This window comes from Variovorax xiamenensis (assembly GCF_050916385.1).
Lineage (GTDB): Bacteria > Pseudomonadota > Gammaproteobacteria > Burkholderiales > Burkholderiaceae_C > Variovorax.
The window spans coordinates 6,182,236-6,195,003 of sequence record NZ_CP139038.1; the positions used below are offsets into that span (position 1 = coordinate 6,182,236).

The following is a 12,768-nucleotide window of genomic DNA, read 5'->3' on the forward strand; positions in this document are numbered from 1 at the left end:
GCGGACGGGCTCAGCTCCCGGTCGCGGGCAGCAGCGTCGCCCGATGGCTGCGCAGCGCCGATGCCACGATGGGCATGAGCAGCGGCGTCTTGCCCGCATCGAAGTCGCGCAGCAGCTGGATGCGCATGCTCGGTGCCCAGAACGACTTCAGGTGTGCGGCAATGGCCTGCGTGGCGGCACCCGCGTCGCTGGGCGACTGCGCCTGGAAGAAGCTGCCGATCTGGTTGGCCATCTTCACGAGTTGCGCCGATTGATCGTGCTCCATTTGGCTTCCGGAAAGTTGTAGCGTTGAAGAAAGGAAGGCTCAGCGCAGACGCTGAGGATGGCTGTACACGCCAAGGTCCTGCTGGCGCACGAAGCCCACCAGCGTGAGGCCCGCGCGCTGCGCAGTGGTCACCGCGAAGGAGGTCGGCGCCGACACCGCCGCGAGCAGCGGCGCGCCGGCCATCGCGGCCTTCTGCACCATCTCGAAGCTCGCGCGACTGGTGACTGCTATGAAGCCGGCGGTGGCATCGACGTCGTTGGCCGCGAGCGCGCCGACCAGCTTGTCGAGCGCGTTGTGGCGGCCCACGTCCTCGCGCAGCCACATCACCTCGCCGTCGGCCGAGCACCATGCCGCCGCGTGCACCGCGCCGGTAGCCTCCTGCAGCGTCTGCTGCGACGGCAGCTGCGACATCGCGCGGCCGATCGCCTCGCGCCCGAAGCGCACGGCGGCATCGTCCTGCAGCACCGGAAGCTCGCGCGAGACCTGCGTCAGGCTCTCGGTGCCGCACAGGCCGCAGCCGGTGCGCCCGGCCATCGAGCGGCGGCGCTGCTTCAGGCGCGTGAAGGCCGCGCCCGACACCTGCATGTGCACCGTGAAGCCCAGCGCCGACTGCTCGGCCTCCACCGAATAGAGCTCGTGCGCCGCGCCGAGGATGCCCTCGCTCAGCGAGAAGCCGAGCGCGAAGTCTTCGAGGTCGAGCGGGGTCGCGAGCATCACGGCGTGGGAGATGCCGTTGTATTCGAGCGCCACCGGCACCTCCTCGGCCACCCAGTCCTGCACGTCGAAAGGCCGGCCGCCGCGCATGCCGTGCACGGGCAGCAGCTGCGCACCTTCGCAGAAGCGGACGGTGTCGGTGGCCGGCATGTTCATGCGAGGCGCATCCTCACTTGGCCGGCACCGTCTCGTTGCTCTGCTGCGAGGCGGCGGCGGCGAGCAGGTCCTGCTGGGTCTGGTTGAAGCGGCTGTACTCCTGCTGCCAGGCCGAGGGCTGCATCACCGGCGTCACCTGCACCGCCGTGACCTTGTACTCTGGGCAGTTGGTGGCCCAGTCGGAGTTGTCGGTGGTGATCACGTTCGCGCCCGACTCGGGGAAGTGGAAGGTGGTGTAGACCACGCCCGGCTGCATGCGCTCGGACACCGTGGCGCGCAGCACCGTCTCGCCCGCGCGGCTCTGGATGCCGACCCAGTCGCCGTCCTTCACGCCGCGCTCCTCGGCGTCGTGCGGATGGATCTCCAGCCGGTCCTCGCTGTGCCACTGGTTGTTGTCGGTGCGCCGCGTCTGCGCGCCCACGTTGTACTGCGAGAGGATGCGCCCGGTGGTCAGCAGCAGCGGGAACCTGCGCGTGACCTTCTCGTCGGTCGCCACGTACTGCGTGACGATGAACTTGCCCTTGCCCCGCACGAAGCGGTCGATGTGCATGGTGGGCGTGCCGTCGGGCGCGCTCTCGTTGCAGGGCCACTGGATGCTGCCGAGCTCGTCGAGGCGCTTGTAGCTCACGCCGTGGAAGGTGGGCGTGAGCGCGGCGATCTCGTCCATGATCTCTTCGGGGCTCTTGTAGTCCATCGGATAGCCGAGGGCCTGCGCGAGCTTCACCGTCACCTCCCAGTCGGCGAGGCCGGCCTTGGGCGGCATCACCTTGCGCACGCGGGAGATGCGGCGCTCGGCGTTCGTGAAGGTGCCGTCCTTCTCAAGGAAGGAGGAGCCCGGCAGGAACACGTGCGCGTACTTGGCGGTCTCGTTGAGGAAGATGTCCTGCACCACCACGCATTCCATGGCCATCATCGCGGCGGCCACGTGCTGCGTGTTCGGGTCGGACTGGACGATGTCCTCGCCCTCGCAGTAGAGGCCCTTGAAGCTGCCGCCGATCGCGGCATCGAACATGTTGGGAATGCGCAGGCCCGGCTCGGGGTTGATCTCCACGCCCCATGCGGTCTCGAACGAGGAGCGCGTGGTGCTGTCCGACACATGGCGGTAGCCCGGCAGCTCGTGCGGGAAGGAACCCATGTCGCAGGAACCCTGCACGTTGTTCTGGCCGCGCAGCGGGTTCACGCCCACGCCCTCGCGCCCCACGTTGCCGGTGACCATCGCGAGGTTGGCGATGCCCATCACCGTGGTCGAGCCCTGGCTGTGCTCGGTCACGCCCAGGCCGTAGTAGATGGCGGCATTGCCGCCCGTGGCGAAGAGCCGCGCCGCGGCGCGCATCTCGGCGGCCGGCACGCCGGTGGCCTCCTCGGTGGCCTCGGGCGACTGCTCGGGGCGCTCGACGTACGACTTCCATTCCTTGAACGAAGCCGTGTCGCAGCGCTCGGCCACGAAGTCGTCGGCCATCAGGCCTTCGGTCACGATGACGTGCGCCAGCGCCGTGACCACGGCCACGTTGGTGCCGGGGCGCAGCTGCAGGTGATGCGCGGCCTTGATGTGCGGCGACTTCACGATGTCGATGCGGCGCGGATCGACCACGATCAGCTTCGCACCCTGGCGCAGCCGCTTTTTCATGCGCGATGCGAACACCGGGTGCCCGTCCGTCGGGTTGGCACCGATCACCATGATCACGTCGGCCTTGTCGACCGAGGCGAAGGTCTGCGTGCCCGCCGATTCGCCCAGCGTCTGCTTCAGGCCGTAGCCCGTGGGCGAATGGCACACGCGCGCGCAGGTGTCGACGTTGTTGTTGCCGAAGGCGGCGCGCACCAGCTTCTGCACGAGGTAGGTCTCCTCGTTGGTGCAGCGCGAGGAGGTGATGCCGCCGATCGAATCGCGGCCGTACTTGGCCTGCAGGCGCTTGAACTCGCTCGCGGCGTAGTTGAGCGCGGTCTCCCAGCTCACTTCCTGCCACGGGTCGGAGATGTTCTTGCGGATCATCGGCTTGAGCATGCGGTCCTGGTGCGTGGCGTAGCCCCAGGCGAAGCGGCCCTTCACGCAGGAGTGGCCCTCGTTGGCCTTGCCGTCCTTCCACGGCACCATGCGCACGACCTCGTTGCCCTTCATCTCGGCCTTGAAGGCGCAGCCCACGCCGCAGTAGGCGCAGGTGGTGATCACGCTGTGCTCGGGCTGGCCGAGCCAGATCACCGACTTCTCCTGCAGCGTGGCGGTGGGGCATGCCTCGACGCACGCGCCGCAGCTCACGCACTCCGAATCCATGAAGGCCTCGTCCTGGCCCGGCGACACGCGCGACTCGAAGCCGCGGCCGCTGATCGTCAGCGCGAAGGTGCCCTGCGTCTCCTCGCAGGCGCGCACGCAGCGGTTGCACACGATGCACTTCGAGGGGTCGTAGCTGAAGTACGGGTTCGACTCGTCCTTCTCGCTCTTCAGGTGATTGGCACCGTCGAAGCCGTAGCGCACGTTGCGCAGGCCTGTCACGCCCGCCATGTCCTGCAGCTCGCAGTTGCCATTGGCCGAGCAGGTGAGGCAGTCGAGCGGGTGATCGGAGATGTAGAGCTCCATCACGCCCTTGCGCAGATCCTGCAGCTTCGGCGTCTGGGTGCGCACCTTCATGCCTGCTTCGGCCGGCGTGGTGCACGAGGCCGGGAAGCCCCGGCGTCCCTCGATCTCGACCAGGCACAGCCGGCACGAACCGAAGGGCTCCAGGCTGTCGGTGGCGCAGAGCTTGGGCACCTGGATGCCCGCATCCACCGCCGCGCGCATCAGCGAAGTGCCCGCGGGCACCGTGACTTCGTTGCCGTCGATCTCCAGCGTCACCTCGCGCCCGGATTCGCGCTTGGGAGTGCCGTAGTCGATGTCCTTGAGATGGTCCAACATGTCTTTAGCTTTCTCTCTGATCTGGCAATTCACCACGGCTGTGCGAAGCGCAAACCGACTCCTTCACACCTGCGGCGTCCGCACCTGGGTCGCGGAACACCGTGGAACCGGCTTTGCCGGGCCACCAGTGTTGCCCCCTTGAGGGGGGAGGCGGCTACACGAAGTGAGCAAGCAACGGGGATGGGCATATCACGCAGCCTTGCGGTCAGGCGCTTCGATGCCGAAGTCCTGCGGGAAATGGTCCAGCGCCGAGAGCACCGGGAACGGCGTCATGCCGCCCATGGCGCACAGCGACCCGTGGACCATCGTGTCGCACAGGTCGCGCAGCAGCATCACCTGCTGCGGTCGGTTCTGGTTGCCGCGGATCTTGTCGATCACTTCCACGCCGCGCGTCGAGCCGATGCGGCACGGCGTGCACTTGCCGCACGACTCCAGCGCGCAGAACTCCATGGCGTAGCGCGCGAGCTTCGACAGGTCGGCCGTGTCGTCGTGCACTACGATGCCGCCGTGGCCCACCGTGCCGCCGACGGCCGCGTAGGCCTCGTAATCGAGCGGCAGGTCCCACTTCGATTCGGGCAGGTAGGCACCCAGCGGCCCGCCGACCTGCACCGCCTTGATCGGCCGGCCGGAGGCCGAGCCGCCGCCGTAGTCGTAGAGCAGTTCGCGCAGCGTGACGCCGAAGGCCTTCTCGACCAGGCCGCCGTACTTGATGTTGCCGGCCAGCTGCATCGGCAGCGTGCCGCGCGAGCGGCCCACGCCGTAGTCGCGGTAGAACGCCGCGCCGCGTGCCAGGATCAGCGGTACGCTGGCCAGCGTGATGACGTTGTTGATCAGCGTGGGCTGGCCGAACAGGCCCTCGATGGCCGGCAGCGGCGGCTTGGCGCGCACGATGCCGCGCTTGCCCTCCAGGCTTTCGAGCAGCGCCGTCTCCTCGCCGCACACGTAGGAGCCCGCGCCCTTGCGCACGACCAGCGAGAAGCGCTTGCCCGAACGCAGGATGTTGTCGCCGAGGAAGCCCGCGGCCTCCGCGACGCGGATAGCCTCGTTCAGCGTCGCGATCGCATGCGGATACTCCGAGCGCACGTAGATGTAGCCTTGCGTCGCGCCGGTGGCGAGGCCCGCGATGGTCATGCCCTCGATCAGCATGAAGGGGTCGCCCTCCATGGTCATGCGGTCGGAGAAGGTGCCCGAGTCGCCCTCGTCGGCGTTGCAGACGATGTACTTCTGCGCAGCCGCCGTACCCAGCACCGTCTTCCACTTGATGCCCGCCGGGAAGGCCGCGCCGCCGCGCCCGCGCAGGCCCGAGTCGAGCACCTGCTGCACGATCTCCTCGGGCGCGAGCGCCAATGCGCGGCGCAGGCCGGCGAAGCCTTCGTAGGCCTGGTAGTCGGTGAGCGACACCGGGTCGGTGATGCCCATGCGCGAGAAGGTCAGGCGCTCCTGCTTCTTCAGGTACGGAATGTCTTCGGTCGGGCCGAGCGCGAGCGGATGCTTGCCGCCCGTGAGGAAGCCCGCATCGAACAGGCCGGCCACGTCGTCGGGCGTCACCGGGCCGTAGGCCATGCGGCCGGCCGGCGTGCTCACCTCGACCAGCGGCTCGAGCCAGAACATGCCGCGCGAACCGTTGCGCACCAGCTCGAGCATCAGGCCGCGCGCCGCGGCCTCCTTGGCGATGCATCGGGCCACGCGGTCGGCGCCGGCAGCGAGCGCGGCCGAATCGCGTGGAACGTAGACGGTGATGGTGCTCATGCGCGGCCTCCGTCGGCCTGCGCGACCAGCGCATCGAATCCCTTGGCCGTCATGCGCGCATACGGCTGCTCGTCCAGCGTCATCGCGGGCGACGAGGCGCACAGGCCGAGGCAGAACGCCGGCTCCAGCGTGAAGGCGCCGTCCTTCTTCGTGCCGTGCGCGCTGCAACCCAGGCGCAGCTCGGCATGCGCGAGCAATGCGTCCGCGCCCATCGACTGGCAGGCCTCGGCGCGGCAGATCTGGATCACGTGGCGGCCCGCGGGCTCGCTACGGAAGTGGTGGTAGTAGGTGACGACGCCGTGCACCTCGGCGCGCGAGAGGTTCTGCGCCTCGGCGATCACCGCCACCGTGTGGGCCGGGATGTAGCCGAGTGTGTCCTGCACGTCGTGCAGTATCGGCAGCAGCGCGCCGGGCTCGTCGGCATGCAACTGCAGGATGCGCTGCACGGTCGCGAGTTCGTCCGCGTCGTGCCCTTGCCCTTGCCGTGCCTGCTGAACCTGTTCTGGTTTCATGGTCCGTCCGATCTGCTCCGTTGCCTTGCGTCAGCTTGCAAGCGGAGCTGTTTTCATCGTGGTTCTGTCACGGGTTCGACGTCGTTGGATTCGACGCGAATCCCGTGGCCATCCGCTTGGGGATCAATGTCGATGAATCGGGCGTCGGGGGCCTTGACACAAGTCAATTTCCGCCGAAACAAGCACGGTGCCAATGCGCACAAACCCTGCGGCAACGCAGGGCTTCAATGCGCACCGCCCTGCGGCAACGCGGGGTTTCAATGCGCACCACCCTGCGGCCGCGCAGGGTTTCGGAAGGACCGGAAAGACCCTATCGGGTGGAGGCTTCGCGCGCCCTCTGCAGCTGCGCTTCGGCCTGCGCGTCGTCGACCTCGCCGACGACCTTCGCGGGGCGGCCCGCGATGCGCGAGCGGTCAGGAAAGACCTTGCCCTCGGTGAGCAGCGAACCCGACTCGACGATGCACCCGCGGCCCACCACCGAGCCGTTGAGCGCGATGGTGTGCTCGCCGATCACCGCACCGTCGCCCACGGTGCAGCCGTGCAGCATCACGTGGGGCTCCACCGTCACGTCGGCGCCGATGGTCAGCGGATAGCCCGGATCCGCATGCAGCATCACGCCCGCCTGCACGTGGCTGCCGCGGCCGACCTTGATGGGCTCGTTGTCGCCGCGCAGCACCGAGTGCGCGCCGATGCGGCTGCCGGGCGCGAGCACGACCTGGCCGATCACGCTGGCGCTCTCGGCCACGCGGGCGCTGGCGTCGATGTCAGGTTCATGCGCGTCAAGTCGGTAGATCGTCACTGCGGGGGCTCCTGTTCATCGGCAAAAAGCCCCGCCATCTTCATGGCGGGGCTGTGTGGGGAAGGAATGTCCGGATGGTACCGGCGATGGCGGCCTGGAGTTGTTCTATTCGGTACGGCTCGCCTCGATGTGCTTGCGGCGCATCGGCCGCAGCACGAACCAGGCCATGAGCGCGGCGAGCGCATTCACCGCGCTGGCCGCGATGAAGACGGCCTGCCAGCTGCCCGTGGAGGCAGCCAGCACGCTCGACAGCGGCACCAGCAGGGAGGCCGTGCCCTTGGCGGTGTAGAGCATGCCGGCGTTCGATGCCGCAAACTTGGAGCCGAAAGTGTCGGCGCACGTCGAGGGGAACAGGCTGTAGATCTCGCCCCAGGCGAAGAACACGATGCCCGTGAGGATCACGAAGAGGATCGGGTTCTGGCCGTAGTGGTAGAGCATCAGGATGCCGACCGACTCGATCGCGAAGGCGATGAACATGGTCTGCTCGCGGCCGATCTTGTCCGACACCCAGCCGAAGAAGGGCCGCGTGAGGCCGTTGAGCACGCGGTCGATGGCCAGCGCGAAGGTCAGCGCGGGCAGCACCAGGCCCATGATGTTCACCGGCACGTCGATGATCTTGAAGTCCTTCGCGATGGGCGCGAGCTGCGCGGTGGCCATCAGGCCGCCGGCCGCCACCATCACGAACATCGCGTACATCACCCAGAACACGGGCGAGCGCAGCACCTCGGAGGGCGCGTAGTCGCGGCGCGACTGCTGCACGTTGCGGCTTCCCGAGGCCTTTGCATGATCGGGAGCGCGGGTCAGCATCCATGCGAGCAGGAACACGATCAGTCCCTGCCCGATCCCAAAATAAAGGAAGGCTGCTTCGTAGCCGCTGGACTTGATCATCGCGGAGATCGGGATGATCGTGAGCGCCGAGCCCGCGCCGAAGCCCGCCGCGGTCATGCCCGCCGCGAGGCCGCGCCGGTCGGGGAACCACTTGAGCGCATTGCCCACGCAGGTGCCGTAGACGGCGCCCGCGCCGATGCCCCCGACGGCCGCCGCGATGTACAGCAACGCCAGCGAGTCGGCCACCGAGTTGAGCACCCAGCCGACGCCGCACAGCACGCCGCCCACCAGCACCACGGGGCGTGGCCCGAAGCGGTCGACGAGGTAGCCCTCGATGGGCACGAGCCAGGTCTCGGTGAGGACGAAGATGGTGAACGCGACCTGGATCGCCGCGCGACTCCAGCCATGCTTGTCTGCGATCGGATTGACGAAAAGCGTCCAGCCGTACTGCAGGTTGGCGATCATCGCCATGCAGACGATGCCTATGAGCAATTGACCCCATCGGTACGCCTCGGATCGGGTCGCACTGGCGCCATAGGTTTCGGACGGGGGGTACATCGCGGGGTTGGAACCTGCGATCGTGGAGGTGGGCCGAGTCATGGAGTTGTCCTTGGTGTTTTCGTTGAAATCCGACGGGCTGCAAAAGCAGGGCAATCAGTCGAGCGATCAGTGCGCATCGACGGGCGACGAGGCCTCGTTGACATCGATACACGGCATTGGAATCACCAGTTGTCTGCGCGTGGATGACTGTCGGACCGAGCGACTCAAAAACTCTTGACCTCAGTCAAGTTCACACGAATCGCGCTCTCGCGGAACCCCCGAGGTATCCCTATGAAATCGCGCTGTGTTCGAGGCGTGAAGAGAGGGCTCTGCAAGACGCATCCGGCGATGCGTTCGCGGTGCATGAACGATGAGAAATCGATGGTGTGACTTCGATGATTTCCGCGTGATGCTTGCGCGATGCATGCGGCGATCCGCGCGACGTTTCGATGGCTTCGCAATGGGCGTTGCGCGTGCATCCGCCGTTCGTTGGAACAGCTCTGGCAGAGGCTTCGACAGCGGGACCTGCGGCGCATCCGGGGCCCTGTCCGACACCGAAAAAATTGACCTGGGTCAAGAAACGCGAAAATCGCGTTTGCCCTCGTCTAGGGTAAACCCTAAAATTCAGGGTAATCCCTTCGGTCTTTCCGATTCAGTTTCAGATTCTTTTTTTGGAGCACTCAATGAGCCACACCACCATCGATTCCAACGCACTGCGCGCCCCCGCTTCCTCGTCGACCGCCGGCAACATCATGCGCGAGCTGTTCGCCGTGATGCCCATCGTGATCTTCTACAAGGCCGCACGCACCGCGCTGATGCAACGCCGCTCGGCGCCCGTGCAGCGTTGAGCCGCAACGCCGGTTTCCTCTCCCCGCAAGGAGCGCGCGCGAGTCACTCGCCGCGCTCTTTTTCTTTGAGGCCTTCGAAGGGAACGATCTGCGAGATCAGCGAAGGCCCGTCGCTCAGCAGGAAGTCCTTGAAGGCCTGCGCCACCGGCGGCAGGCGCTTGCTGCGACGATGCACCACGTACCAGTTGAGCATCAGCGGAAAGCCTTGCACGTCGAGCACGCGGAGGCTGCCCGCACGCAACTCCTGGCTCACGGTGTGCGCCGACACGAAGCTCACGCCCATGCCAGCGATCACCGCCTGCTTGATGGTCTCGGTGCTGCGGATCTCCATCGCGACGTTGATGCCGCTGAGGTCGCCGCCGAAGCCGTCTTCCATCGAATGCCAGGTGTCCGATGCCTTCTCGCGCACCACGAAGGGCTCGCGCATCAACCGCTGCTTCGGAATATTCTTCTCGCCCACCAGCGGATGCCCCGGCGCCGCGACGATCACGTAGGGGTGCGGCGCGAACGGCTGGTTGATGGTGTCGAGGTCGGTGGGCGGCCGCACCATGATCGCGAGGTCGGTGCGGTTCTCGGCGATGTGGCTCAGCAGCTCCGCGCGGTTGTGCACGGTGAAGTTCAGCGTCACGCCCTGGTGGCGGCTTGCGAACTCGACCAGCAGGCGCGGAAAGAAGTAGTCGCCCGCGCTGATCACGCCCACGTTGAGCCTGCCGCCCGAGACGCCCTTGAACTGCATCATCGCGTTCTCTGCAGCCTCGAACTGCTGGATGATCGCGCGGCTGATCTGCAGCAGCTCGCTGCCGGCGGCCGTGAGATACACCTTCTTGCCGAACTGCTCGAAGAGCGCGTTGCCCGCATGCTCCTCGAGCTTGCGCACCTGCGTGGAAACGGCGGGCTGCGTGAGGTGCAGCTCCTCGGCCGCGCGCGAGAAGCTCAGCAGGCGCGCGACCGCCTCGAAGACTTTCAGCTGCCGCAGGGTCGCGTGTTTCATCTGGCGGCCTGCACAGGCGTTCAGCGCGGTATGCGGGCCACGTGCAGCAGGTTGGTGGTGCCCGACTGCCCGAAGGGCAGGCCCGCGACCACCACCACGTCGTCGCCTTCCTTCGCGAAGCCTTCGGTGCGCGCCACGCGGCAGGCGCAGTCGATCATCTCGGCCACGTCGTGCACGTCGTCGACCAGCACCGCATGCACGCCCCAGACCATCGCCATGCGGCGCGCCGCGGCGACGTCGGGCGTGAGGCTCAGGATGGGCACGGCCGGGCGTTCGCGCGCGGCGCGCAGGCTCGTGAATCCGGACGACGTATAGGTCACCGTGGCGGCCGGCGCGAGCAGCGAGGCCACCTGGCGCATCGAGGCGCACACCGCATCGGCCGTGGTCGACAGCGCCGCATCGTGCGTGGCATCGATGCCCGCGCGGTACGACGGATCGGCCTCCACGCGCGCGATGATGCGGTCCATCATCGCGACCGCCTCGAACGGGTACTTGCCGGAGGCCGACTCGGCCGAAAGCATCACCGCATCGACGCCGTCGTACACGGCCGTCGCCACGTCGGAGACTTCCGCTCGCGTGGGCACCGGGGAGGCGATCATCGATTCGAGCATCTGCGTCGCCACCACCACCGGCTTGCCGCGCTTGCGGCAGGCACGCACGATCAGCCGCTGCAGCTCGGGCACCTGCTCCGGCGGCAGCTCCACGCCGAGGTCGCCGCGCGCCACCATGATGCCGTCGCACAGCGCGACGATCGCGTCCAGGTGCTCGATGGCCGCCGGCTTCTCGAGCTTGGCCATGATCCATGCGCGCGAGCCGATGATGGCGCGCGCCTCCTCGATGTCTTCGGGCCGCTGCACGAAGGAGAGCGCGACCCAGTCCACGCCCATCGAAAGGCCGAAGGCCAGGTCGTCGCGGTCCTTCGGCGTGAGCGGCGAGATCGGCAGCAGCACGCTGGGCACGTTGACGCCCTTGCGGTCGGAGATCGGACCGCCGACGAGCACCGTGGTCTCGGCGAAGTCGGGGCCGTGGCTGTCCACGCGCAGGCGCAGCTTGCCGTCGTCGAGCAGCAGCTCGGTGCCGTCCTGCAGCGCGGCGAAGATTTCCGGATGCGGCAGCGGCGCACGGCGTGCGCCGCCTGCCGCCTTGTCCATGTCGAGCCTGAAGCGCGCGCCCGCGTCGAGATGCGCGCGGCCGCCCTCGAAGGTGCCCAGGCGCAGCTTCGGCCCCTGCAGGTCGAGCAGGATGCCGATGGGCCGGCCGAACTCCTTCTCGAGGCGGCGGATGGTTTCCAGCCGCCGCGCATGGTCGTGCTGCGTGCCGTGGCTGAAGTTGAGCCTGAACACGTCCACGCCACGCTCGAACAGCTCGCGGATGGCCGATTCCTCGGTGGTGGACGGGCCGAGCGTGGCGACGATCCTGGCGCTGCGCGTGCGTCTCATGGCTTCATGCCATTTCGTGCAGCTTCACGCGGCCGCGCTGGTCTTCCATGGTGCGCGCGAGCAGCTTGACGAGGCTGTAGACGGTGTCGATGTGCGGCGTGGGTGTCTCGGTGAGCCGGGCCAGTTCAACCACGGCGCCGACCAGCGCGTCGATCTCGGGCGCGCGGCCCGCTTCCACGTCCTGCAGCATCGAGGTCTTGTGCTTGCCGACTTTCTCCGCGCCCGCGATGCGCTTCTCGAGCGTCACGCGGAACTCGATGCCGAGCTTGTGCGCGACGGCCTGGGCCTCGCGCATCATCGCGGCGGCCAGCTCGCGCGAAGGCGGGTACTGGCAGATGTCGACGAGCGTCGAATGCGAGAGGCTGCTGATCGGGTTGAAGGTGAGGTTGCCCCACAGCTTGAGCCAGATCTCGGCGCGGATGTTGTCGAGCACCGGCGCCTTGAAGCCCGCGCCGGTGAAGCAGGCCGATACGCGGTTGACGCGCTCGCTGGCCGAGCCGTCGAGCTCGCCGACCGGGAAGCGGTCGCCCTCGATGTGCTTGACCGCGCCGGGCGCGATGAGCTCAGACGCCGGATACACCACGCAGCCGATCACGCGCTGCGCCGGGATCTTCGCCGCGACGGTGCCCGACGGATCGACACTGCGCACCGGCGTGCCTTCGAGCGCGCCGCCGTGCTTGTGGAAGTACCAGTACGGAATGCCGTTCTGCATGGTCACGACCACCGTGTCGGGCCCGAAGAGCTTGGGCACGTCGTTGGCCACGGCCTCGACCTGGTGGGCCTTCATCGCGAGCACGACGATGTCCTGCGGGCCCGCCTCGTCGTAGCGGTCGGTGGCCTTCACGTTGCGCGCCACCTGTTCCTCGCCCTCGGCCGAGACCAGCTTGATGCCGTTGCGCGATATGGCGTCGAGATTCGCGCCGCGCACGATGAACGTGACGTCCTCGCCGGCCAGCGCGAGCTTCGCGCCAACCAGTCCGCCGATGGCGCCTGCGCCGATGATTGCAATCTTCATGTCGATCCCCAAGAGTTGAATTTCT

At 67.5% G+C, this 12,768-nt stretch carries 11 protein-coding genes; 1 reads left to right on the forward strand and 10 read right to left on the reverse strand.

The window, feature by feature from the left end:
- Positions 1-10: 10 nt before the first annotated feature.
- The 7 genes from SFB74_RS28355 to oxlT form a co-directional block, all read right to left on the reverse strand.
- Positions 11-265 carry a formate dehydrogenase subunit delta gene (locus SFB74_RS28355; protein ID WP_432727760.1) on the reverse strand — a complete coding sequence of 85 codons (255 nt, stop codon included), beginning with the start codon at positions 263-265 and terminating at the stop codon, positions 11-13.
- 39 nt (positions 266-304) lie between these two features.
- Positions 305-1,135: a formate dehydrogenase accessory sulfurtransferase FdhD gene (gene fdhD / locus SFB74_RS28360; protein WP_432727761.1), complete on the reverse strand. Its 831-nt coding sequence runs from the start codon at positions 1,133-1,135 to the stop codon at positions 305-307.
- Positions 1,136-1,148: 13 nt separating this feature from the next.
- On the reverse strand, positions 1,149-4,022 hold the full coding sequence (fdhF, locus tag SFB74_RS28365) for a formate dehydrogenase subunit alpha (protein WP_432727762.1): 2,874 nt from the start codon (positions 4,020-4,022) through the stop codon (positions 1,149-1,151).
- A gap of 189 nt (positions 4,023-4,211) precedes the next feature.
- Positions 4,212-5,771, reverse strand: a complete 1,560-nt coding sequence (locus SFB74_RS28370) for a formate dehydrogenase beta subunit (protein ID WP_432727763.1) — start codon at positions 5,769-5,771, stop codon at positions 4,212-4,214.
- Positions 5,768-6,283, reverse strand: a complete 516-nt coding sequence (locus tag SFB74_RS28375) for a formate dehydrogenase subunit gamma (RefSeq protein ID WP_432727764.1) — start codon at positions 6,281-6,283, stop codon at positions 5,768-5,770. The genes SFB74_RS28370 and SFB74_RS28375 overlap by 4 nt, the downstream gene beginning before the upstream one ends.
- A gap of 310 nt (positions 6,284-6,593) precedes the next feature.
- Positions 6,594-7,082, reverse strand: coding sequence for a gamma carbonic anhydrase family protein (locus tag SFB74_RS28380; RefSeq protein ID WP_432727765.1), 489 nt, complete (start codon positions 7,080-7,082; stop codon positions 6,594-6,596).
- A 105-nt stretch (positions 7,083-7,187) separates the two neighbouring features.
- Positions 7,188-8,468, reverse strand: coding sequence for an oxalate/formate MFS antiporter (oxlT, locus tag SFB74_RS28385; RefSeq protein WP_371287213.1), 1,281 nt, complete (start codon positions 8,466-8,468; stop codon positions 7,188-7,190).
- Between the two features lie 665 nt (positions 8,469-9,133).
- Between oxlT and SFB74_RS28390 the strand changes: the two genes are divergently transcribed.
- Complete coding sequence (locus tag SFB74_RS28390) at positions 9,134-9,298, forward strand: hypothetical protein (protein WP_170217133.1); 165 nt, start codon at positions 9,134-9,136, stop codon at positions 9,296-9,298.
- 43 nt (positions 9,299-9,341) lie between these two features.
- Here the strand turns inward: SFB74_RS28390 and SFB74_RS28395 are convergent, their stop codons facing one another.
- From SFB74_RS28395 to SFB74_RS28405, 3 genes are read right to left on the reverse strand one after another with little or no spacing between them, the layout of a single operon-like run.
- Positions 9,342-10,289 (reverse strand): LysR family transcriptional regulator, encoded by a 948-nt coding sequence (locus tag SFB74_RS28395; protein WP_432727766.1) that lies wholly within the window; start codon positions 10,287-10,289, stop codon positions 9,342-9,344.
- Between the two features lie 20 nt (positions 10,290-10,309).
- A complete protein-coding gene (pyk, locus tag SFB74_RS28400) occupies positions 10,310-11,728 on the reverse strand; it encodes a pyruvate kinase (protein WP_432727767.1) in 1,419 nt (472 codons plus the stop codon).
- Between the two features lie 4 nt (positions 11,729-11,732).
- Positions 11,733-12,743, reverse strand: a complete 1,011-nt coding sequence (locus tag SFB74_RS28405) for a 2-dehydropantoate 2-reductase (RefSeq protein ID WP_432727768.1) — start codon at positions 12,741-12,743, stop codon at positions 11,733-11,735.
- Positions 12,744-12,768: the final 25 nt, after the last annotated feature.

Coding starts and splice junctions, on each gene's coding strand:
- SFB74_RS28355 (WP_432727760.1), bottom strand. CDS start 265: ATGGAGCACGATCAATCGGCGCAACTCGTGAAGATGGCCAACCAGATC.
- fdhD (WP_432727761.1), bottom strand. CDS start 1,135: ATGAACATGCCGGCCACCGACACCGTCCGCTTCTGCGAAGGTGCGCAG.
- fdhF (WP_432727762.1), bottom strand. CDS start 4,022: ATGTTGGACCATCTCAAGGACATCGACTACGGCACTCCCAAGCGCGAA.
- SFB74_RS28370 (WP_432727763.1), bottom strand. CDS start 5,771: ATGAGCACCATCACCGTCTACGTTCCACGCGATTCGGCCGCGCTCGCT.
- SFB74_RS28375 (WP_432727764.1), bottom strand. CDS start 6,283: ATGAAACCAGAACAGGTTCAGCAGGCACGGCAAGGGCAAGGGCACGAC.
- oxlT (WP_371287213.1), bottom strand. CDS start 8,468: ATGTACCCCCCGTCCGAAACCTATGGCGCCAGTGCGACCCGATCCGAG.
- SFB74_RS28390 (WP_170217133.1), top strand. CDS start 9,134: ATGAGCCACACCACCATCGATTCCAACGCACTGCGCGCCCCCGCTTCC.
- SFB74_RS28395 (WP_432727766.1), bottom strand. CDS start 10,289: ATGAAACACGCGACCCTGCGGCAGCTGAAAGTCTTCGAGGCGGTCGCG.
- pyk (WP_432727767.1), bottom strand. CDS start 11,728: ATGAGACGCACGCGCAGCGCCAGGATCGTCGCCACGCTCGGCCCGTCC.
- SFB74_RS28405 (WP_432727768.1), bottom strand. CDS start 12,743: ATGAAGATTGCAATCATCGGCGCAGGCGCCATCGGCGGACTGGTTGGC.